Origin of the sequence: Saliniradius amylolyticus (assembly GCF_003143555.1) — a bacterium.
Taxonomy (GTDB): domain Bacteria; phylum Pseudomonadota; class Gammaproteobacteria; order Enterobacterales; family Alteromonadaceae; genus Saliniradius; species Saliniradius amylolyticus.
On record NZ_CP029347.1, the window covers coordinates 852,550 to 873,344 of the forward strand.

A 20,795-nucleotide genomic window follows, 5' to 3' on the forward strand; every position below is an offset into this window, starting at 1 on the left:
AGAATCGTTGACTTTTAGTCTCCAGTAAAACACTCACGACAAATGACATCAATAATGAGCTATTGTTTAATAAGCTGTTTTTGTCTGTCTAAATGGTAAGCCGTAGTTATGAGACGCGTACTCGACCATCTTGTAGGAGGATTATTTCTCTCCGTACTGTTAGTCAGTTCCGTGCACGCGTCGGTCTCGCCTACCATCCCTATCCCTCAGTTCAAACAGCTTTCAACCGCGGATGGCCTCAGCCAGGATACCGTGAATGACTTATTGATCGCGCCAGATGGTTATCTTTGGGTCGCCACCGAGTTTGGCCTACACCGCTATGACGGCTACCGGGTCAGCCTGGCACCGGCCCCTCTCAACGGTTTGCCGATAGTGCGACTTGCCGTCGACCAGCAAGGCCGCTTATGGGCGGGTACAAGGTATTCGGGGATCTATGTTTTTGATCTGTCCAGTGGCGAGATAATTAAACACCTTAAACTCCCCTTTGAAGATAATGAAAGCATCATGCAGACCATGGAAGGTTTTATTGCTGATCGAGCCGATGCTAGCTTACTGGCTGTCAGTAATCGCGTTATCCGAGTCGGGACTTCCGGGGAGGTTGGTGAAGAGCTTGTAAGTATTGGCGACTCCCTTGTTGATACGCACCGATGGATACGAGCTATTCATCGGCTGGGAGATGTGCTCTACATTGGGACCACGGCTGGCTGCATTGCCTATCATCTGAAATTGGATGTTATGCGTTCTGTTCAGTTGGTACCGGAGTCACAGAAAAATAAAGATAATAGCAATGTAAAAGCGTTTTATAATAGTGGGGATCGCGTCTACATTGGCACGGTCGAAGGGCTCTATTCAACCAGTCACCAACAAGTGATTGATTATCTGGAAAGCGCGGCATCATTCCCCACGGTTGAAGTCATCTTACCCCAGAGAAATATCTGGCAGATAGTTGATAGCCAAAGAGGAACTTATCTTGCCACCGACCATGGTCTTTACCTCTTATCCAATTCAAACGCGGAAACCTTGCATATCTTCCGTACCAGTGATGGAAGAATCCCAATATCCGATGATGATTTGAAAACAGTCGCTTTGGATAAGCACGGCAACCTATGGCTGGGCACTCAATCCGATGGTGCTCTTTACTGGTCGGCTGACGCACTTGGTTTTCAAACCATATCTCAACATACCCACTCCCAACTGAGTCACGATCAAGTATGGACAATTCATGAGTCTGACAATGGATTGATCTGGATAGGGACTCAAAACGGTTTGAACGCTTATGAGCCTGATACGGGGGAAGTCACAAGCTATCTGGTTAATCAAGATGAGAAGCAAGTGGAGAGTGCCAGCAGTATTTACCAAATCCTTCCTTTGGGAGAGGGTAAACTCTGGCTAACGACGGCAAGCGAAGTTGGTCTGTTTGATACTTCAACTGGCCATTATTCTGAAGTTACGCTTACCGGGGCGGCCTCTATGCCCAAATACGTTTGGGGCGCTAACCTGGACGCCCGGGGCCGAGTCTGGTTCGTCGCTGAAGCGGGAATCTACACTTATGAGCCCGATACCAACAAACTGACACTGAATGAGAAACTCAGTGCAAAATTTAATATCAATGAAGTTGCTGGGATACTATCAACAGAGAGTGAGTTCCCAAATGAACTTATGTTATCGGTCAGTGGGGCACTATGGCAGCTGAACACTGAAACCAATGAGGTTGATAAAGTCCACGAAGTGGAAGGTGAGATCGGTCCCTACGAATATGCTGAGAGCGTAGTATTTGATCATGACAACAGGCTGTGGGTAAGTTATTCCGGTCATGGGCTGTATGTTGTTGACAGGCAGACAAAGCAAGTTGTCGCGCATTATGATGCCAAGAACAGTGGCCTTGAGAGTGACACTCTTTACCAACTCACAACGGACAGCAAAGGTAATATCTGGACCAGTTCTCACACTGGTTTGTACCGCTACTCGTTCGACACAGAGACCTTCCAACAGTTTGATGTGACACAAGGCTTGCTGACTAATGAGTTCAACGGTGGAGCCAGCTCGAAGTTAGATGATGGGCGCATTGTCTTTGGTTCAGTAAAAGGAGCCGTAGCGGTAACGCCTTCGGCGTTCAACGTGGCCCCGGAGCATCAGGGTAAGGTTAAGGTGAGCGATATACGCTTGCTCTCTGGGGGCCTCGACTACCCTTTGGTGGACCTCACAGGTGAAAAAGTCGTTATCGATCATGACGATGTAGGCTTAGTCGTTGAGTTCACCACTGTGGATTATAAGTACAGCGACCAGACACGATTTCGGTACACCCTCTCTGGAGATAAAAGTATTCAGTCCCCGCCCAGCAAGGAAGCTTTCGCCGTATTCCCTAACCTTTCGCCTGGCGAATATCAACTGACTATTTATGCTCAGGATCCTGGATCGGGCGAATCTCTGATCCCAGCCTATCTAAGCATCCATGTCATGCACGCGCCCTGGTCTTCACCATTGGCTTTGTCCCTTTATGTCTTGTTGACGCTCACACTATTTGGAGCCTGGCTCTATCACCGACAGCTGGGGCGTCAGCGTTTAATTGAGGCAAACACCAGTTTGCAGGAGAACCAGAGGCGACTTCAACTTGCCTTGGCTGTCAGTAACAGCGGCGTGTGGGAGTGGCAAGCGGATACGAATCAGTGTTACGAGCCCAGAATTAAAGACGTATTGGGGTATAGCTCTGATCGCATTGATATGGATGAATTTCATGCATTGATTCATCCGGAGGACCGGCAGCACGCTATCGACCACTGGCAGGCATTCTTAGACAATTCACAAGCGATCTTTGATATCAGCTATCGTCTGAAGGGGAACGATAATCTATGGTATTGGTTCCGTGACTTGGGACGTGCTGTATCAAGGGACGAAGATGGGCAAGCCCTTCAGGCAAGCGGCATCTATACCAATATTACTGAGACGCGAATTAATGAAGAACGGGCGAAACTGTTTGGTGAAGCCTATAAAAATACTCAGGACTGGGTCGTTATTCTGAATGCAAGACAAGCCCCTATCGCTGCCAATGACGCCTTTCTAAGAGTCTTTGGTTATCGCCATGAGGGGGAACTGACGGCTCAAAAAGCGGACTTCTCCTTTGGCGTAGATAAAGAAAAACGGCGCTACTATACCTCTGTCATCAGTCACTTGGCTTTAAATGACTACTGGCAGGGTGAGGATCTCATAACACCCTCTGATGGCCAATCGAGAGATGTACAGGTCAGAATCAGCGCCGTGTCTATGTCACCGGCCAAAGAGGCTGCAGAGCTTTACTATGTAGTGATATTGACTGACATCAGTGAGCAGAAACAGGCTGAGAATGAGCTTAAGCAATTGGCAAATTACGATCCTCTCACTAACTTGCCTAATCGTTCTCTTTTAATGGACCGGATCAAACAGGGAATCCATCATGCCCGCCGCTATAAAAATCAAATGGCATTGTTGTTTGTTGATTTGGATAAATTTAAGCAAGTCAATGATTCGATGGGTCACGAAGCCGGTGATTCGCTGCTCCAGGAAATAGCGAATCGTATGCAGCTGGTGCTGAGGGGAGGCGATACTGTTGCTCGCCTCGGAGGTGATGAATTTGTCATTCTCTCGTCCGATTATGACAGCGTGGAAGACGTTACTCACATGGCTGACCGCATTATTCACACGGTGGAACGTCCGGTAGTTTTAAACGGTCAGGAAGTGACGGTTTCCTGCAGTATTGGTATTGCTTTATTCCCTGATGATGCAGGGGACTCCTCAGCGTTGCTGCGTAATGCCGATATCGCTATGTATCATGCCAAGGAAATGGGGCGCGGCCATTTTCAATTCTTTGCCGAACATATGAACGAGAGAGCCCATGGCCAGCTTGAAGCTGAGCAAGAGCTAAGGCGCGCATTCGCGCAACAAGAGTTCATTAATTACTATCAGCCTATTATGGATACGGCTAATGACTGCATTATGGGGTATGAGCTGTTACTGCGTTGGCAAAAACAGGGGCAACTTATCTCCCCGGCTGACTTTATACCCATGGCCGAGGATATGGGCCTGATAGTACCAATGACCATTCAGGCGATAGAACGAGGGGTCGAGTTTCTTAAGACCCAATACGGCAAAATGGAGTCCTGTTATTTATCGGTTAATCTATCGCCCGTTCATTTCGAGTCAGATATGGACATGAGTCAAGTGCTGTCTGCGTTAGACGACGCAAATCTTCCCCCTTCAGTGATTACTTTTGAAATAACTGAAGGCGTATTAATGAAAGACTACCAACAGGCCAGGCAGACGATGGGTGAGCTCAAGTCTGCAGGCTTCCGTTTAGCTCTGGATGACTTTGGTACCGGTTACTCTTCATTGAAATATTTAAAAGAGTTTCCGCTGGATCTACTCAAGATAGATAAGAGTTTTGTGGCTGACATTGGGTTGGACAAAAATGATGAGCAAATTATTGCGACCATACTGATGATGGCAAGTAATCTGGATATGCAGTGCATCGCCGAAGGAATTGAGTCTGAACAGCAGAAGGCTTTTCTTGAGAAGCTGGGGTGTTTCTGGCATCAGGGTTTTTATTACCACAAGCCTATGTCACAGGAGCAGTGCGGCAAACTGTAACCTTGTCTTCAGGTGTGTGTCGGAAGTTGGCGGCAGTTATACCCGGCGGGTGGTTTGTCCCTTTAGATCTTGCCAGCTTTCCGGGAATTTGCCTTGCAGCACATAGGAGAAGGCGATCAACTCGGCAATCACATAATAGAGCTCCGGTGGAATTTCCTGACCCAGATCCAGGGTATTAAGAAAAGTCGCCAATTGCTCGTCTTCATGCACCAGCACGCCATTTTCTCTTGCTAACTGGATGATATCTTCTGCCAGGTCGCCAAAGCCCTTGGCGATGACCTCAGGGGCGGATTGTTTGCCATCCTGATACTTCAGGCCAACGGCCGATTTGGGTTTGTTAGATTCACTCATGCATGGGTCTCAAAAAGATGGTAAGGCTGGGGTTTCAGACTCTTGGGGATCTGCCCCAGCTCGCACCGGGTATCGGTTACCGTCAGTCCCAGGGTTTCCAGGCGCTCTTTTAACAGCGGCAAATACTTTTCAGCCTTATTCTTTACATGTGGCTGGTCGGCGTAAAGGTGCAGCTCCAACTCCTGTCGGTACAACTTGGCTTTTGCCAATAACCCCTGTTCCTCGCCAATAGTGAGCCTCATCGTTAAGTTCCAGCGTTTCTCGCCCGTCGACTCCTCCGGATTATTGTGCTCAGGAAGATCTTCCCGCTTAATCAGTAGCTCTGCGTCGCGATGAGGCGCGCTGCCCAGTGGCAGGGTGTAATGAAACAGTTCCTGTCCTTGAATGGCGGCATCGGCCGCGCCAATCTTGCTACCTGGGTGCTGGTTTAACAGGCTGCTGAGCTGTCTTATCAGTTGATGACGCTGCTCAAGCTGGGCAAAGTTATTCAGATTCGGAAGCTGGGAGCCCGCAGTCGGAGCGCTGGCCTCACCGCGAGCTTGTATTAACTGACTGAGTCCCTCCATTAACCTGGTTCCTTGCTCAGGGCGATGGCGAGTCATGCGCGCGCTCAAGGCGATCTGCAATAAGGTGACCAGCCCGCCCATAAAGCCACTCTGACTGGTCGGGGTAGTCAGTTGGGTGGGCGTTATATTCAGTGCAGGGAGAGTCAGCAGTTGCCGGAGTTGCTGAGCGTCATCCCGGCTGCCCTGTGGCAGGCTACGGTTGAGCTGCTCACTAATTTTATTCATTAAGCCACCCAGTTCACCACTCTTTGGCAGCCCCTTTAAAGTGGCCTGGAGTTGGTTCAGGCCCTCGGCCGGCGAACTCTGCTGGCTCTGCAGTTGCCTTAATAAGCCCACGATTTGTTGACGGGTCGAGGCATCGGCCTGTTGCGCCAGATTCACGATGGGAGAGGGCGGACGAGGCGGTAATTGAGGGCTAAGTTTTAAGCCTTGCTCGCTGAGTAATACTTCGGGCCTGGGCGTAATACGGCTGATATTCAGTCCGGTCGGTGGCTTGTCGCCCGCTTCGGGCGCCTTGATGCCTATCGGTTCTGGCCGGGCCAGACTCTTTAATTGCTTAATACCTTGATCGTCCAGCCTCAAAGTGGCGCTGGGACTGGCCGGAGAAGACCAGCGAGCCTGAAGGCGGCCCGGCTCGGCGTAACTGAGTTTGATTTGTGGCGATGGGCTTTGTCGTAACAGCTGCCCTAGCTCCTGTTTACTGGATTTTATCAGCAGCTGTTGCTGCCACTGCTGTAATTGAGTCTTGGAGAGTGTTGCTGCCGATTCCCCACTGACTAAGACTGGTGCCAATGAGGCTGCCTGTTGAGGCTGAAGTGGCAGTCTGGTGGATTGCTGCGATTTAGCCGACGTCAACGTAAGCTGCCACTGCTGTTGTACTTGTTTCAGCTCTAACTTCACCGCTTCGCCGGGTTTTACGCTTAGTTCCGGTCGGGCTGGTAGTTGTATGTGCTGACCTGAGGACAGTTTTATGCTGAGCTGCTGACGGCTACTTTCCATCACCGTGCCATTTAAGGTCAGGGGACCCGGTTGCTGACTGGCAAAGGCAGCCATGACCTTGGCTGACAGACTCGAGGAGAGGCTCTTGGATAGGAGCTGCACCTGGTCCCGGGTGCTGGTAGCTTGGGCGACCAAACCATACTGGTTGGCGCTTATCTGCTGCAGCTGATACTGCTGGCCGGTTTGTAACTGCCCGCTAACCTGACTTCTGGCTACGGTAATGGGCTGATTGGACGCCATAAAAGTGATGGCTGTATCGTTCATCAGCTTTACTTTAAGTTGCAGGCCACTGAGATCCTGCCCCCGGCCCAATGCGGTCGGGGTGGTCATCTGGAGGCTCAGTTGTGGCAGTGTCAGGCGTAGGTCGCTCATAGATTGTTATCGGCAATATTCGCTGGCTTATGAATTAGGAACCCTTTGATCATCATCAACTATAACTCGGCGAGGACGACAACACGAGATCTGGCAAAGGGGGGTGGCTGTGGTATCATTGGCGCCGTTTTTTTAGCCCACTTTTAAGGCACCGTAGTTGCCTGTGCTGGAGTACTGAGCTTGGCGTCTTTGTCCGCTGACAATTTGGCCTGCGTTAAACGTGATCGGGTGCTGTTTGAGGGCCTGAGTCTGCGGTTGCAGCCCGGGCAAATTCTGCAAATCGCCGGGGTTAACGGCGCAGGGAAAACCAGTTTACTGCGCATACTGGCGGGCCTCTCGATGCCTGAGAGCGGACGGGTATGCTGGAATGACAGCCCCATAGACGATGACCCGTGTGGCTTTCATCAATCCTTGATCTATATCGGCCATAAGCCCGGCGTGAATCGCCTCTGTAGTGCCCAACAAAATCTGGAACAGTGGTGCCGTATTCACGAAGTGGCTCATGAGCAACATATCCTCCCGGTGATCGACCGTTTAGGCCTGGTCGGGCTGGAAGACCTGCCTGCCGGACAGCTTTCCGCCGGACAACAGCGGCGTATCGCCTTGGCGCGACTCTGGTTAAAAAGTGCTCCTCTGTGGGTCCTGGATGAACCCTTCACCGCTTTGGATCGTAATGCAATTGCTTTGGTGGAACGGCGTATGCAGCAGCATCTTGAGCATGGTGGCATGATTGCGGTGACATCTCATCAGCCGCTGTCGTTGTCCCACTCGCTGGAGCGGTTAGAACTGGAGTATCAGTTATGAGTCGTGGGCTTAACGCCGTGTTTGCGCGTGAACTGAGTCTGGCCTATCAGCAGCGCTCTGAGCTGGCTCAGCCTCTGGTGTTTTTTATTCTGGTTATCACCCTGTTTCCATTGGCCGTGGGGCCAGGTCCGCAAACGTTACAGAAGCTGGCTCCCGGTATTGTCTGGATTGCGGCTTTGCTGTCGTCCTTGCTGGGGCTGGAGCGGTTGTTTCGGGATGATTTTGAAGATGGCTGGTTAGAACAGCAAATGCTCAGTCCGATTCCTTTATCGGTCCTGGTTATTGTGAAGGTAAGTACTCACTGGCTATTAACTATAATGCCGCTGTTGCTGATTTCGCCACTGTTGGCGTTGTTGCTCAATCTCTCTTCGCACATGTATTGGGCCTTATTGCTTACCTTATTAATCGGTACGCCCCTGCTAAGTCTTGTGGGGGCCGGTGGTGTGGCTTTGACCCTGGGCCTTAAGCGGGGCGGGGTTCTATTGTCCCTGTTACTGTTACCGCTGTTTGTGCCTCTGTTAATTTTTGCCACCTCGGCGGTCGATGCCGCCTCCATGCAACTGGATTACACGGGACAGCTTGCCATTATGGGGGCCCTGTTATTACTGGCACTGGCTTTGATGCCTTTTGCTACAGCTTATGGTTTAAGAGTGAGTCAGAACTGATGTGGAAATGGCTACATCCTTACGCAAAAACGGACAGAGCTTATCAACTGTGTGGCCAATTGTGGCCCTGGCTGGCGGGTTTGTCTTTATTGATATTGCTTGTGGGCTTTATCTGGGGGCTGGCGTTCGCGCCAGCCGACTACCAGCAGGGCGATTCGTTTCGCATTATCTATCTGCATGTGCCCAGTGCCATCTGGTCTATGGGCGCCTATTCAGCCATGGCTATTGCGGCCTTTATAGGGCTTGTATGGCAGATACGCACCGCTAACATGGCCATCGCTGCGATTGCCCCTGTGGGGGCGGTCATGACACTGATTGCCCTGATTACGGGGGCCGCGTGGGGCAAGCCCATGTGGGGTACCTGGTGGGTGTGGGATGCGCGTCTGACCTCCGAGTTAATTTTACTGTTTTTGTATCTGGGGGTGATGGCGCTGTACAACGCCTTTGATGACAAGCAGCAGGGAGCCAAGGCATCGGGGGTGATGGCTTTGATCGGCGTGGTTAATTTGCCCATCATCCATTTCTCGGTGGAATGGTGGAATACCTTGCATCAGGGGGCGACCATCACTAAGTTTGCCAAGCCTTCCATCGATAATGCCATGCTGTGGCCGCTGTTATTATCGTTGCTGGGACTGGGCTTATTTGTAGCGGCGGCAAGTCTGTACCGGCTGCAGAATGAGATCTTGCGTCGTGAGATCCACCGGCCCTGGGTGGTGAAGTTGATTCAGGGGCAGGAGGACTAAGATGGCATTTGCGTCTTTCAGTGAGTTTTGGGCGATGGGCGGCTATGGCTTTTTTGTCTGGTTGTCTTTTGGTACGGGTGTGGGGCTAATGCTTTGGCTCTGGGGCCAGGGCATCTGGAGCCGTCGTCAATTGCGTCGCCAGGTACAAAAAGAGTTGCAGCGTCAGCAGCGCATTAAGCAGTATCGACAACAGCAGGAGAGTGGACAGTGAACCCGAGAAGAAAACAACGTCTGATAGCCGTGAGCGCCATCGTCCTTGTGATGGCTGGGGCCGTTAGCCTGATGTTGTATGCACTCAATCAGAACATCGATCTGTTCTATACGCCCACTGAAATCGTCGAGGGCAAAAATGGCGCTAAGCCTCAGCCAGGTCAGCGCCTTCGAGTAGGTGGGCTGGTGGTGGAAGGGTCTGTTGAACGTGACCCGGACTCGCTGGCTGTCAGCTTTGACTTGATGGACACCGGCCCTAAAGTCACTGTGCGCTATCAAGGCATTCTGCCGGATCTGTTTCGTGAAGGACAAGGCATCGTCGCTACCGGCACCTTACAACAAGGTGATGTGATCGAAGCCGAAGAGGTGCTGGCCAAGCACGACGAGGAATATATGCCGCCCGAGGTGGCTGAAGCCATGAAAGGCATTAAGCACGTTAAACCCTCAGAAAATACCAGTTATTAGAGCCGTTTATGATCGCTGAGCTTGGACACTATTCACTGGCGCTGGCGCTGTTTTTAACCCTGCTGATGGCAATTTATCCGCTGTGGGGAGCGCAATCCGGTAATGATACTATGATCGCCTCAGCCAAGCCGTTGGCGGTGGGGGCATTCCTGTTTACGGCGTTGTCTTATGCCTGTTTAACCTACGCCTTCTTAACCCATGATTTTACCCTCGCCTATGTGGCACAAAACTCCAACACTCAGTTGCCCTGGTACTATCGGGTCACTGCGGTCTGGGGCGGCCATGAAGGCTCGTTTCTACTCTGGGTGCTGATCTTCTCCATCTGGACGGTGGCCGTGGCCCTGTTCAGTCGAGTGATGCCGGCAGCCATGGTGGCGCGTGTGATCGGGGTTCTGGGGCTTGTGGGGGTCGGCTTTTATTTATACATGCTGACCGTTTCCAACCCGTTCGAACGTTTACTGCCGTTTTTCCCTGTGGATGGCCGTGATCTCAATCCGCTGTTGCAGGATTTTGGCATGATCATTCACCCGCCGCTGCTGTATATGGGCTACGTGGGCTTTTCGGTGGCCTTTGCCTTTGCCATCTCCGCGTTGATCTCAGGCCAGCTGGATTCGGCCTGGGCACGCTGGTCACGCCCGTGGACACTGGCGGCCTGGGTATTTCTGACGCTGGGAATCGCCCTTGGTAGCTGGTGGGCTTATAACGAGCTGGGCTGGGGCGGTTGGTGGTTCTGGGACCCGGTGGAAAACGCTTCCTTTATGCCCTGGCTGGTGGGCACGGCTTTATTGCACTCTCTGGCCGTTACTGAAAAGCGAAAGTCGTTTAAGTCCTGGACGGTGCTGCTGGCCATTGCTGCCTTTTCATTGAGTCTTTTGGGAACCTTCCTGGTGCGCTCCGGCGTTTTGGTGTCGGTGCACTCCTTCGCCAGTGACCCAAGCCGAGGCTTGTTTATTCTGGGCTTGTTGGTGTTGGTGATCGGCGGTTCTTTATTGCTTTACGCCTTAAGAGCACCGGCTCTGCAGAGTGTGGGCCGTTATGAGCTGATTTCCCGTGAGACCATGCTGATTGGCAATAATATTCTGCTTTCGGCCGCTACCCTGGTGGTGTTGCTTGGCACCTTGTTACCCTTAGTACATAAGGAACTTGGGCTCGGTTCTATTTCGGTGGGTGCCCCCTTTTTCAATCAGATGTTTACCTACCTGATAGTGCCTTTCGTATTCTTGCTGTCTATCGGGCCTTTGAGTCGCTGGAAACGCCAGCCTTTAGGGGCGCTTAAGAATCAGTTGTTGTTGGCTGCAGGAATCAGTCTGGTCGCGGCACTGCTGATTGGCTTTGGCAACGAACCGGTGTCTTACTTAGCCATTTTGGGACTGGCGCTGAGTTTCTGGGTGATGCTCGCCACCATTCAGGAAATTTATCAACGCATTGGTCATCAGGCCTCGCCCATGGCGGGGCTGACTAAGCTGACCCGCAGTCACTGGGGCATGGTGCTGGGGCATTTGGGCTTTGCGGTGATGCTTATCGGTATTACCGGGGTGAGCAATTATTCCGAAGAGCGCGATGTACGGATGAGTGCCGGTCAAAGCCTGATGGTGCAGGACTATCAGTTTCGTTTTAATGGTGTCGAGTCTTTAAAAGGGCCTAATTACAGCGGCAATGTGGCTAAGCTGGATATCTTTCGGGATGATCAACAGATCGGTCATCTGGAGGCGGAAAAACGCTTCTATCCGGTTCAGCGTAACACTATGACCGAGGCGGCAGTAGATGTGGGCCTGACGCGGGATCTTTATGTAGCGCTGGGCGAGTCCTTTGACGATGGCAGCTGGGCACTGCGGATTTATGTTAAAGCCTATGTTCGCTGGATTTGGGGGGGCGCCATCCTGATGGCTTTGGGGGGCTTACTGTCCATGAGCGATAAACGCTACCGGGTGAAAGTGAAAGGCAAGCGTTCGACGGAGGCCACAACATGAAGAAGATTGCCTTATTTGCTCTGCCGCTGGGCTTGTTTGCGCTGGTGTCGGTGTTTTTATTGTCGGGGCTGTTCTCCGATCCCAGAGAACGGCAGTCCACCCTAATCGGTCAGCCGGTACCGGATTTTAATTTACCCGACGTGATGGACGATAATGTGCGTTATGGCCCAGAAGTGTTCGCCGGTAAGGTGACGCTGCTCAACGTCTGGGGGACCTGGTGTGTCACCTGCGCGGTGGAGTTGCCGTATTTAACCGAGCTGCGCCAGCAGGGCGTACGCATTGTTGGGCTGTACTACGAAGCGGATATGGACCCGGATTTTGGCGGCAAGAGCTTAACGGCAATGCGCCAGGATATCCGCCAGACACTTGGACGGCTGGGTAATCCTTATCAATTTAATATCTTCGATGAGAAGCGGCAGTATTCGTTGGATTTGGGCGTTACCGGTGCGCCGGAAACCTTCCTTATCGATAAGCAGGGCGTGGTGCGCCTGCATCACATCGGCGATGTGAATGAGCGGGTATGGCAAAACCAGATCCAGCCGCTCTATCAGGAGTTACAACAGCAATGAGACTATTTAGCGTACTTCTGATGCTGCTAAGCCTGGGTGCGACAGCGCAGCAGGAGCGATTCCATTTTGAAGATCCTGCCAAAAGACAGCTTTTTAACGAGCTGAGCGCAGAGTTACGCTGCCCTAAATGTCAGAACCAGAATATTGCCGACTCCAATGCCATGGTGGCCAGAGACTTAAAGCGTAAGACCTATCAATTGGTACAACAGGGGCAGAGCAAGCAGCAAGTTATTGAGTATATGAAACAGCGTTATGGCGATTTTGTTTATTATCAGCCGCCGGTAACGCCACTGACATCTTTGCTATGGCTGCTGCCAGTAGGCTTTATTTTGCTGGCGATAATGGCTCTGGTTGTGCGACGTCGTCGGCAGGCTGCGATATCAGAGGACATACTCAGTGAGGCCGATAAGCTTCTGGATAAGGAGGAACAATGACAGCCTTTTGGATAGCTCTTGGTGTATTGACCTTGGCGGCCTTGCTGTTTCCTCTGTGGGCCTTGTGGCGGCATCACCAGGTCGAGCGCGTTAGCAGCGGCCAGTTGAACGCCAGCATTACTCGCCAGCGGTTGCAGGAACTGGATGTCGAAGTGGCAGAAGGGCTGCTCTCAGAGCGCGATTACCAGCAGGCGGTAGAGGATGTTAAAACGGCGCTGGTACTGGAGCAGCACGAAGAGCGTCCTAGTCATTCCAAAAGAAGCTGGCTGGCCTTGCTGATTGGCACTGTTATTGCGGCGGTGGTAACGGCAGTGGTTTATGTCAGCGGCAGTGGTATCGAGTCGCTGCAACACTGGCAGCAGACGAAAGGGCGCATTGGTGATTTAGGCAAGCGCATTGTGGTCGATGCCGACCCCTCTATTACCCGGCAGGATCTGAGCGATTTTGCCCTGGCGCTTCGAACCCGGCTGCAAGCTGAACCCGATGCACCAGAAGGCTGGTTGCTGCTGGGGCGGGTGCATGCCAGTTTAAACCGTCACGATGCGGCCATCGAAGCCTTTGACAAGTCCCTGGCGCTGGACGGCTCCCGCGACAGTGCAAGGCTGAATCTGGCCCAAAGTCTGGTATCCACCGGGCGTGAAGAAAATCTAACACGAGCTTTGCACATTCTTTCACCGCTAAAGGAAGCCACACCAGGTGACAGTAGTGTGCTAGGACTGATGGCCATTGCCGCTACTCAGTTGGGGCAAAAGGATCTCGCCATCGACAGCTGGCAGGAACTAGCAGCCATGTTGCCCGACGATAATCCCATGCAAGCAGAAATTGACGCCCGGATCGGTGAACTGACCGGTAAGATCACCGGCATTGATGTGGTGATTGAGCTGGCTGGCTCCTTGCGTGATCAAGTGCCAGAAGACGGCATGCTGGTTGTGTTTGCCCGTCCTTCGGATACTGAGTCGGGCATGCCGGTGGCTGTGGTGCGCCAGCCCGTATCCCAGTGGCCGGTACAAGTGACGCTTACCGACGCCGACAGTGTTATGCCCAGTCAGCGTTTATCCGACTTGCAACAGGTGACCCTGACCGCTAGAGTCTCCGCCGATGGTGATGTGATGGCCGCCAGTGGCGAGCTGCAGGGGCAAGCTCAGGTGATCTTAACGCCCCAAAAAACCGTTAAAGCCCAGATTCGAATCGATAAGGAATTGGAATGAGTCGCATCTATTTTATTGTAGTAATCAGCCTGTTGTTGTTAGGGGGCTGCAGTTCATCACAGCAAGCAGAGCAGCGTGCCGAGGCTAACCAGCCTTCAATGGCCGGCAGTGATAAGTACGAACAGCGCGATCCGCTTGAGCCTGTCAACCGCCCCTTCTGGACACTGAACTGGGATTACCTGGATCCCTATCTCATCCGGCCGCTAGCGGTAGGGTATAAGACGGTGATGCCAGATTTTGCACGCACGGGATTGTTAAATGCGGCCAATAATTTGTCGGAGCCCGCCAGTGCCTTAAACAACCTATTACAAGGTGATATGGAAGAGTCCTTGATCAGTGTGGGACGCTTTGTAGTGAACTCTACTTTTGGTCTGTTTGGCACCCTGGATGTGGCCACCGATATGGGCTTGAATTTAAAAGAAGAAGAATTTGGTCAAACCCTTGGCGTGTGGGGTGTGGGCAATGGTGCCTATTTGATGGTGCCCGCGATGGGTCCCAATGATTTGCGCGCTGCTGCTGGCAGCGCCGTGGATAATGCTTATTTTCCTATCGATAATCTTGCCTGGCAGGTAAACCTGTTTCGAGTGGCGGTGCAGGCGCTCGAAGCCCGCATCGATCTGATGGCTCAGGAGCAGATGATCAATGGTGCCGTGGACCCTTATGCCATGGTGCGGAATGTTTACTTCCAAAAACAGGACGCCGACTTGAAAGATGGCAAAGTGGAGATCTCCAGGGAAGAGGAAGAATTAAACGATGATATTGACGCTTACCTGAGAGACCTTTAATGCTGTGGCTCTGGCCGCAGCCAGAGCCACAGCAAAACGAAGGTACAAATCAGGGTCACAATTATGGCCAACCAGCTGTTGGCCTGACTCATCCATAACAGCAGCATGCTGAGCCCGATCAACAGGGTGGCCATATATTTAGCGCGCCGACGCACATAGCCACCACCTCGCCACTGACGAATATCATCACCGAACTTAGGATGGCCCAGCAGGTAATTTTCCAGTCGGGGCCACCCCTTGCTACTTGCCCAGGCTGCCACCAGAATGAAGGGGACTGTGGGCAAGCCCGGAAGCAACACCCCGATGAATCCAGTTATGAGCGACAACGAGGCAAGAATACGCCAGTAGATTGCTACCAATGGTGCAGCTCCGCCTCTGTTATAGTGAATAAAAACCAATACATTAATATTCGCTCATTAGTGCTAGAAACGCACGCCTTGTGATGTGTTTCCGCATAGCTGAACTTTATTCTGTTATAACGGGTAAACACAGGTGTATTTTTGATTAAGCAATAAAACCATGGAGTGAGTAATGGCACAAGACAGCTACACCCCACCTAAGGTTTGGGCCTTCGACAACGAAAGCGGTGGTAAATTTGCCAGTATCAACCGGCCTACCGCCGGGGCCCGGTTCGATAAGACCTTGCCCAAAGGTGAGCAGCCGTTTCAACTGTATTCTCTGGCAACGCCGAATGGCGTCAAGACATCCATCATGTTTGAAGAACTGCTGGAAACGGGCATTAAGGAGGCTGAATACGACGCCTGGCTGATCGACATTGGCGAGGGCGAGCAGTTCGGTAGCGGCTTTGTTGAACTTAATCCCAACTCCAAGATCCCGGCGTTGCTGGATACCACTACCGATACCCGAGTGTTTGAATCAGGATCTATCCTGCTGTATTTGGCTGAGAAGTTTGAGGCCTTCATCCCCAGCGATCATCGAGGCCGGACTGAGTGCATGAACTGGTTGTTCTGGCAGATGGGCAGTGCGCCCTTCCTGGGGGGCGGCTTTGGGCACTTTTATAACTATGCGCCCGAGAAGCTGGAATACCCCATCAATCGCTACGCCATGGAGACCAAACGTCAGCTGGATGTGCTGGATAAGCATCTGGCCGAGCATCAGTATATGGCAGGCAAAGATTACTCCATCGCCGATATGGCCATCTGGCCTTGGTATGGCGTTTTAGCCCAAGGCAAATTGTATGATGCCGGTGAATTTTTACAGGTGCAGGACTACAAGCATCTTCAACGCTGGACTGAGCAAATAGCCCAGCGCCCCGCCGTTCAACGGGGCCGGATGGTCAATCGCGTTTGGGGAGAGGAACACGAACAGCTACATGAACGCCATCACGCTAGCGACTTTGAGCATAAGACTCAGGATAAGTTAGGGTACTAAATAAGAAATGGCGTCCCCACTAGGAATCGAACCTAGATCTAAGCCTTAGGAGGGCCTTGTTTTATCCATTAAACTATGGGGACAAACTACCAAGCATCGATCGGAAGCAGGATTATTGCTGATGCAGTAGTTTTTTGAAAGCCCTAACGCTTGGTGACAAAGTCATTTGGCTGAATATTCAGCAAAGGCTGGCCGTTAACAGACTCTACTACCGCAGAGGTGCCGGAGATGGACATCACCTGTACCTTAAAGGGGTGCAGTTGATACTGGTAATGGCTATTGCCTTCGGTGTCAAAGAACTGCCCGAGTTTGAATACCTGCATTTGGTCTCCCTGATTAACGCCGTGTTCCCGTCCCAGGTTTATGGTGATTTCTTCGCCCACAACTCGCACCACCCGACCATAAGAGGGCAGGCAGGCAACTTCCTCATCGACGCGCTCAGCGATGCGTTGCAGTAAGTTATTGACGCCACTGCCATAGGTGGAGCTCCAGAATGCCCCGGAGGCGGCATCGACGATTTCGTTGTGGGGGTATGACCAGAGTGCCTGAGTTTGGAAGGTGTCGGTAAACAATAGCTCGCCGGTAATGCCGTTAATCAGATAAGCGCGCAAACTAAAGTGGCGTTGTGTTTGGTCCGACTGCCAGAAGCGCAGGCTACCTGCAGATTCCACCTTGTGACTGAGATCGAGAATTTCGCCAAACAGTACCAGTTGAGTCCCCGTATCGCGAGACAGGGTGATGGCCTGCTGGGTCATATCCTGCTGAGGGCTGTAGTAGTTAGGGAAAATATGGTCGATGCGGGCATGGCCGGCACTGACGCTGAAGTTCTGCTCCAGCCTGCGGGGCACGGTTTCGCCCAATTCATACAGTTGTCCGAGGCGAGCCTGAGCGCGCTTGTAAATGGGGAACCAGGTGGTGGCGATATCTTTCTTATAGCCGGTAATGTCACAGTCGGTCTTGGCCGGGAAGATGTCGGCGCGAATGGTGACGGAGATCAGATCGCCGCTGTAGTTCTCCGAGACCATTTCCACGCTGTTAACTTCGCCACCGGAGAGTACCTCCAACCGGTCATCGCTGAGCAAGCCATCGGTGAGCTTTTGGATACTGGCCACCTTGGCCCCGGAAAACAGCAAGGCTTGTTTGATGGCCTCTTCGGTGGCCATGCGCCGGGCATGTTCCCGGTTACCCTGGATGATGGTCGCCTGGCCACTGGCTTCGTACCAGATGGCTTCAGCGCCCAGAGGCATAAATAGAACAAAGAGTAGTAACAGTCGTCTCACCTTGATACTCGCTATGTCGGAATTCTGACGCTGATTGCGCAGCGCATCGGTTTGATGAAAGTGAGCAAAAACCATGCCCAAATAGTTTTATATCACGCAGCTACTTTTGGTGTGCTATTTGCATTGCTTTATTCATCTGTGGGCAGCGGTCAGTTTTTCGTCGCTGTCGGGAAATCAATTCAGGAGTTGATAATGAAACAAATCAGTCTGGGTGTCACCCTGGGGTTGGCACTGCTTACCGGCGGCTGTTCGAGCGTCTTCGACCGACAGGTCGAATGGGAGTACGTCGAGCCGGATCATTATCCTGTTGTCAAAGCTGTGGGTTATGCACCCGTGTCAGTGCAGAAAGGGCAGACGTCTTCGGTACGCCGTATCAATGCGATTAAGGCCTCTAAGTTGGATGCTTATCGGGAGCTGGCTGAACAGGTCTATGGTCAGCGTATTCGTGGCAGTCAGACCATTCAGGACTTGGTATTGCAAGATGACCAGTTGCAGGCTTCAGTAGATGCAGTGATCCGCGGTGCAGAAATCATTAAGTCCTACCCGGTAGGAGAGGACACTTACGCCACCGAGGTGAAACTGGACATGAAGAAGGTTCACGACATGTATATTTCCACGTCCCGGCCACGACGGATTAAGAATGTTACCTATTACTGAGTGAACGCCATAAAAAAAGCGGCAATGATTGCCGCTTTTTTTATGTTCTCTACTATCAGGCTTTAACACCGCCGCCCCGGGAGCCCGAGGTGGGTTTACCGCTTTTGTTGTAGGTCATGGATTCTTTTGAGCGGGCTTCCAAGATCAGGTTACGCAGGTGTTCTAATCGCAATTGGCCTTGTTCTACAGCCTTGGCGTTGATTTCGGTGAGGTATTTGCAGTCATCTACCCGTTGCTCAATAGCGGTTTTGAGCTCGTCTGCGTCGGGATCGGCCAGTTGCTCTTGGCTTAGGTTGGCGATTTTTTGGTCGGCTTGCTGGATTTGGTCCAGCAAAGATTGTTTTTGCTTTAACAGATCAATTAACGCTTCTGGATCCCGACTGCTGATTAGCTTTAGCTCGTTATCCAAAAGCGTCTTAAGTTGTTCAAGGTTCTGAAGTTGTTGTTCCAACAGGGAGACTGACGATGTGGTCATAGTCAGGCTTTTTCTCCGCCAAATAGTTCTGACTCCATCTTGGCGATCTTATCAGCCAAGACATCAGCATTGACTTTATATTCGCCAGCCTGGATGGCTTTTTTCAGCTTATCCACTTTGTCCTGATTAACAGGTGCCTCGTTACTCTTCTTCTGTACATTGGCCATTTGCTGGGCAGACTGGGTCAAAGATACCGAGTCCGGCCTTGCTTTTGCTCCAGTTTTCTGGGCGGCGGCTTGGTTGGACTGGTTCTGTGCCTGCTGCTGCGCAAGCTTCTGGCTGTCGACCTGAGACTTGCTCAGGTTGTTATTGACATTGTTAATTGCCATGGTCAAAACCCACCAAAATTAATACACTCTTACTATCGTTATCGGCCCACACTAGCAAACCTTTAAACTTTTTTGGATGTTTTTGTGGTTAACTGTGCCGCCTCACAAAGGTTATCGGCCCACACTACAATCCCTTTAATTATATCAGATGCCGACCTGAACCGCAGCACTGCTTATTACTCTGGCATTCACCATACGTTCTGAACGGCGATTACGTACCTGAATGGTATCGCCAATGTTGCCATCCTGCTCGGCAATGCCCGAGGTTTTAATACTCAGACCACCAGTTTTGGCGAGGATGGTGACCTTGTCGCCCTCACAAATAAAACACAGTTGTCGTGGGGTGATGGCGTCACCGCTTCGAATACGGCGTTTCACCCTGGCTCCTACCACCTGTTGCGGCTCGGCATACGTCGTGCCGCGCAACTGATTTTTATCTACCTCAATGGTTTTTAGATGGTTTAAAGAGAGCAGGGTGCCCGGCGACAAGGAGGCCGTGGTGACCACCACAGATTGCAGATCTTTGACGCGCACCATAACGTATAAGAACCAGTCAGACACCGGACAATGTACCTTGACCGTGATAGTGGACTGGCTAAGACTATTGTTATTGGCTTCGGCTGCAAAAGGCTTAGCACAGGCTGGGATTTGGATGCGTTCGTCCACAGGCGTGGCTTTGACTTCCAGTCCCGACTGGGTGCCAGGCTGTCGCAGTTGTTGAAACACCCACCGTTCGGCGGTTTCAGTAACTTGTTGATGTCGTGGCTCTGAGGCAGCTTCTGAGTAAGGCGTTATCAGAGCGACAAAAATAAAAAGAAAGCTAGATAATTGTTTCATATTTACTTATTTTAAATTGACCAGGCTTGATTCGACGTCGTTGCTTGGCGTCAAAAAAGCGCCGGATTTGGTACTGATGCTACAACACAGGCAAATTTTGTGCCTAAATATATAATGACCTTGCAGGGGGATTCATGGCAGGTGTTCTCGATTCCGTAAACCAGCGTACCCAGTTGGTAGGCCAAAACCGCTTGGAACTGTTGCTCTTCAATTTGGGCGGACGACAGCGTTTTGGCATCAATGTGTTCAAGGTGCGCGAGGTTCTGCAGTGTCCCCCGTTGACGGCCATGCCCAAACTGAATGCTTATGTCCGCGGTGTGGCGCATATCCGTGGCCAGACGGTATCGGTCATTGACCTTGGTATGGCGACGGGGCTCCCACCGGTGCAGGACTTGCAGAAGGCGTTCGTGATTATCTGCGAGTATAACCGCTCGGTACAGGGGTTCTTGGTGGGGTCGGTCGAGCGGATTATTAATATTAACTGGAATGACATTCTGCCGCCGCCGGAAGGAGCCGGACGGGCCAGTTACCTGACGGCGGTGACCGAGTTCGAAAACGAGCTGGTCGAGATTCTGGATGTAGAAAAGATTCTGAATGAGATCACGCCGCTGAACGCTGATGTTAGTGAGTCGGTTACCGAAGGGCTGGATACCACATCGGTGAAAGACAAAATTATCTTTGTGGCGGACGATTCCTCCGTGGCCCGAAACCAGGTAGTGCGCGCCTTGACCAGCCTGGGACTTGAGATTGAAGTGGCCAAAAATGGGAAGCAAGCACTGGATCGGTTACTGGAGCTGGCCGAAGACACGGGTGATGTTACTGACAAAGTCGGCGTTATTGTTTCTGACATTGAGATGCCGGAAATGGATGGTTATACCCTCACGGCGGAAATAAAAAATAATCCAAAGCTCAATCAGTTACATGTTATTCTACACACCTCTCTAAGCGGGGTGTTTAATCAGGCCATGGTTAAGAAGGTGGGTGCCGATGACTTTATCGCCAAGTTCCACCCAGACGAGTTGGCCAACTCCGTGAAAAAATGGTTGGGGCTGGAAAGCGAGTAA

At 51.7% G+C, this 20,795-nt stretch carries 21 protein-coding genes and 1 tRNA gene; 14 read left to right on the forward strand and 8 right to left on the reverse strand.

The features are described from left to right. The first annotated feature begins 108 nt into the window (after positions 1-108). Complete coding sequence (locus HMF8227_RS04020; RefSeq protein WP_109338963.1) at positions 109-4,620, forward strand: EAL domain-containing protein; 4,512 nt, start codon at positions 109-111, stop codon at positions 4,618-4,620. 36 nt (positions 4,621-4,656) lie between these two features. Here the strand turns inward: HMF8227_RS04020 and HMF8227_RS04025 are convergent, their stop codons facing one another. After that, positions 4,657-4,971 carry an EscU/YscU/HrcU family type III secretion system export apparatus switch protein gene (locus HMF8227_RS04025; protein WP_109338964.1) on the reverse strand — a complete coding sequence of 105 codons (315 nt, stop codon included), beginning with the start codon at positions 4,969-4,971 and terminating at the stop codon, positions 4,657-4,659. Next, positions 4,968-6,908 (reverse strand): flagellar hook-length control protein FliK, encoded by a 1,941-nt coding sequence (locus tag HMF8227_RS04030; protein WP_109338965.1) that lies wholly within the window; start codon positions 6,906-6,908, stop codon positions 4,968-4,970. Before HMF8227_RS04030 ends, HMF8227_RS04025 begins: the two co-directional genes overlap by 4 nt. A 180-nt stretch (positions 6,909-7,088) precedes the next feature. Here HMF8227_RS04030 and ccmA point away from each other — a divergent pair, with 180 nt between their 5' ends. From ccmA to HMF8227_RS04080, 10 genes are read left to right on the forward strand one after another with little or no spacing between them, the layout of a single operon-like run. After that, entirely contained in the window at positions 7,089-7,712 is a 624-nt protein-coding gene (gene ccmA, locus HMF8227_RS04035) for a cytochrome c biogenesis heme-transporting ATPase CcmA (protein ID WP_109338966.1), read from the forward strand. After that, on the forward strand, positions 7,709-8,377 hold the full coding sequence (ccmB, locus tag HMF8227_RS04040) for a heme exporter protein CcmB (protein WP_109338967.1): 669 nt from the start codon (positions 7,709-7,711) through the stop codon (positions 8,375-8,377). Before ccmA ends, ccmB begins: the two co-directional genes overlap by 4 nt. Beyond that, positions 8,377-9,120: a heme ABC transporter permease gene (locus tag HMF8227_RS04045; protein ID WP_109338968.1), complete on the forward strand. Its 744-nt coding sequence runs from the start codon at positions 8,377-8,379 to the stop codon at positions 9,118-9,120. The genes ccmB and HMF8227_RS04045 overlap by 1 nt, the downstream gene beginning before the upstream one ends. 1 nt (position 9,121) lies before the next feature. Continuing rightward, positions 9,122-9,331, forward strand: coding sequence for a heme exporter protein CcmD (gene ccmD, locus HMF8227_RS04050; protein WP_109338969.1), 210 nt, complete (start codon positions 9,122-9,124; stop codon positions 9,329-9,331). Further along, a complete protein-coding gene (gene ccmE / locus HMF8227_RS04055) occupies positions 9,328-9,795 on the forward strand; it encodes a cytochrome c maturation protein CcmE (protein WP_109338970.1) in 468 nt (155 codons plus the stop codon). Before ccmD ends, ccmE begins: the two co-directional genes overlap by 4 nt. An 8-nt stretch (positions 9,796-9,803) precedes the next feature. Next, entirely contained in the window at positions 9,804-11,765 is a 1,962-nt protein-coding gene (locus tag HMF8227_RS04060; RefSeq protein WP_109338971.1) for a heme lyase CcmF/NrfE family subunit, read from the forward strand. Further along, positions 11,762-12,334 carry a DsbE family thiol:disulfide interchange protein gene (locus HMF8227_RS04065; protein WP_109338972.1) on the forward strand — a complete coding sequence of 191 codons (573 nt, stop codon included), beginning with the start codon at positions 11,762-11,764 and terminating at the stop codon, positions 12,332-12,334. Before HMF8227_RS04060 ends, HMF8227_RS04065 begins: the two co-directional genes overlap by 4 nt. Then, positions 12,331-12,768: a cytochrome c-type biogenesis protein gene (locus HMF8227_RS04070; protein WP_109338973.1), complete on the forward strand. Its 438-nt coding sequence runs from the start codon at positions 12,331-12,333 to the stop codon at positions 12,766-12,768. Before HMF8227_RS04065 ends, HMF8227_RS04070 begins: the two co-directional genes overlap by 4 nt. Next, on the forward strand, positions 12,765-13,976 hold the full coding sequence (gene ccmI, locus HMF8227_RS04075) for a c-type cytochrome biogenesis protein CcmI (RefSeq protein WP_109338974.1): 1,212 nt from the start codon (positions 12,765-12,767) through the stop codon (positions 13,974-13,976). The genes HMF8227_RS04070 and ccmI overlap by 4 nt, the downstream gene beginning before the upstream one ends. Continuing rightward, positions 13,973-14,761 carry an MlaA family lipoprotein gene (locus tag HMF8227_RS04080; protein WP_109338975.1) on the forward strand — a complete coding sequence of 263 codons (789 nt, stop codon included), beginning with the start codon at positions 13,973-13,975 and terminating at the stop codon, positions 14,759-14,761. Before ccmI ends, HMF8227_RS04080 begins: the two co-directional genes overlap by 4 nt. On the opposite strand, the gene HMF8227_RS04085 is transcribed toward HMF8227_RS04080, so the two are convergent. Then, positions 14,758-15,120 (reverse strand): YbaN family protein, encoded by a 363-nt coding sequence (locus tag HMF8227_RS04085; RefSeq protein ID WP_109340999.1) that lies wholly within the window; start codon positions 15,118-15,120, stop codon positions 14,758-14,760. The two genes, HMF8227_RS04080 and HMF8227_RS04085, sit on opposite strands and share 4 nt — an antisense overlap. A 172-nt stretch (positions 15,121-15,292) precedes the next feature. On the opposite strand from HMF8227_RS04085, the gene yghU reads away from it, so the two are divergent. Next, on the forward strand, positions 15,293-16,153 hold the full coding sequence (yghU, locus tag HMF8227_RS04090; RefSeq protein ID WP_109338976.1) for a glutathione-dependent disulfide-bond oxidoreductase: 861 nt from the start codon (positions 15,293-15,295) through the stop codon (positions 16,151-16,153). Between the two features lie 8 nt (positions 16,154-16,161). On the opposite strand, the gene HMF8227_RS04095 is transcribed toward yghU, so the two are convergent. Both HMF8227_RS04095 and HMF8227_RS04100 read right to left on the reverse strand, forming a co-directional pair. Then, positions 16,162-16,236 (reverse strand) — tRNA-Arg (locus HMF8227_RS04095). 60 nt (positions 16,237-16,296) lie between these two features. Then, positions 16,297-17,433, reverse strand: coding sequence for a flagella assembly protein FlgT (locus HMF8227_RS04100; protein WP_204101030.1), 1,137 nt, complete (start codon positions 17,431-17,433; stop codon positions 16,297-16,299). 192 nt (positions 17,434-17,625) lie between these two features. Here HMF8227_RS04100 and HMF8227_RS04105 point away from each other — a divergent pair, with 192 nt between their 5' ends. Then, a complete protein-coding gene (locus HMF8227_RS04105) occupies positions 17,626-18,090 on the forward strand; it encodes an LPP20 family lipoprotein (RefSeq protein ID WP_109338978.1) in 465 nt (154 codons plus the stop codon). A 55-nt stretch (positions 18,091-18,145) separates the two neighbouring features. Here the strand turns inward: HMF8227_RS04105 and HMF8227_RS04110 are convergent, their stop codons facing one another. The 3 genes from HMF8227_RS04110 to flgA all read right to left on the reverse strand — a co-directional run bounded on the left by HMF8227_RS04110 (position 18,146) and on the right by flgA (position 19,731). Further along, a complete protein-coding gene (locus tag HMF8227_RS04110) occupies positions 18,146-18,565 on the reverse strand; it encodes a flagella synthesis protein FlgN (RefSeq protein ID WP_109338979.1) in 420 nt (139 codons plus the stop codon). 2 nt (positions 18,566-18,567) lie between these two features. Further along, positions 18,568-18,894 (reverse strand): flagellar biosynthesis anti-sigma factor FlgM, encoded by a 327-nt coding sequence (flgM, locus tag HMF8227_RS04115; RefSeq protein WP_109338980.1) that lies wholly within the window; start codon positions 18,892-18,894, stop codon positions 18,568-18,570. A gap of 144 nt (positions 18,895-19,038) precedes the next feature. Then, entirely contained in the window at positions 19,039-19,731 is a 693-nt protein-coding gene (gene flgA, locus HMF8227_RS04120; protein WP_109338981.1) for a flagellar basal body P-ring formation chaperone FlgA, read from the reverse strand. 134 nt (positions 19,732-19,865) lie between these two features. On the opposite strand from flgA, the gene HMF8227_RS04125 reads away from it, so the two are divergent. Beyond that, the gene (locus HMF8227_RS04125) at positions 19,866-20,795 is read left to right on the forward strand and encodes a chemotaxis protein CheV (protein WP_109338982.1); all 930 of its coding nucleotides are present in this window, start codon (positions 19,866-19,868) and stop codon (positions 20,793-20,795) included.

Bases quoted from the DNA above. Each gene is read 5' to 3' on its own strand.
- HMF8227_RS04025 (WP_109338964.1), bottom strand. From the start codon at position 4,971: ATGAGTGAATCTAACAAACCCAAATCGGCCGTTGGCCTGAAGTATCAG.
- HMF8227_RS04070 (WP_109338973.1), top strand. From the start codon at position 12,331: ATGAGACTATTTAGCGTACTTCTGATGCTGCTAAGCCTGGGTGCGACA.
- ccmD (WP_109338969.1), top strand. From the start codon at position 9,122: ATGGCATTTGCGTCTTTCAGTGAGTTTTGGGCGATGGGCGGCTATGGC.
- HMF8227_RS04045 (WP_109338968.1), top strand. From the start codon at position 8,377: ATGTGGAAATGGCTACATCCTTACGCAAAAACGGACAGAGCTTATCAA.
- flgA (WP_109338981.1), bottom strand. From the start codon at position 19,731: ATGAAACAATTATCTAGCTTTCTTTTTATTTTTGTCGCTCTGATAACG.
- flgM (WP_109338980.1), bottom strand. From the start codon at position 18,894: ATGGCAATTAACAATGTCAATAACAACCTGAGCAAGTCTCAGGTCGAC.
- ccmI (WP_109338974.1), top strand. From the start codon at position 12,765: ATGACAGCCTTTTGGATAGCTCTTGGTGTATTGACCTTGGCGGCCTTG.
- HMF8227_RS04030 (WP_109338965.1), bottom strand. From the start codon at position 6,908: ATGAGCGACCTACGCCTGACACTGCCACAACTGAGCCTCCAGATGACC.
- HMF8227_RS04125 (WP_109338982.1), top strand. From the start codon at position 19,866: ATGGCAGGTGTTCTCGATTCCGTAAACCAGCGTACCCAGTTGGTAGGC.
- HMF8227_RS04020 (WP_109338963.1), top strand. From the start codon at position 109: ATGAGACGCGTACTCGACCATCTTGTAGGAGGATTATTTCTCTCCGTA.
- HMF8227_RS04060 (WP_109338971.1), top strand. From the start codon at position 9,804: ATGATCGCTGAGCTTGGACACTATTCACTGGCGCTGGCGCTGTTTTTA.
- ccmB (WP_109338967.1), top strand. From the start codon at position 7,709: ATGAGTCGTGGGCTTAACGCCGTGTTTGCGCGTGAACTGAGTCTGGCC.
- yghU (WP_109338976.1), top strand. From the start codon at position 15,293: ATGGCACAAGACAGCTACACCCCACCTAAGGTTTGGGCCTTCGACAAC.
- HMF8227_RS04110 (WP_109338979.1), bottom strand. From the start codon at position 18,565: ATGACCACATCGTCAGTCTCCCTGTTGGAACAACAACTTCAGAACCTT.
- HMF8227_RS04065 (WP_109338972.1), top strand. From the start codon at position 11,762: ATGAAGAAGATTGCCTTATTTGCTCTGCCGCTGGGCTTGTTTGCGCTG.
- HMF8227_RS04105 (WP_109338978.1), top strand. From the start codon at position 17,626: ATGAAACAAATCAGTCTGGGTGTCACCCTGGGGTTGGCACTGCTTACC.
- HMF8227_RS04080 (WP_109338975.1), top strand. From the start codon at position 13,973: ATGAGTCGCATCTATTTTATTGTAGTAATCAGCCTGTTGTTGTTAGGG.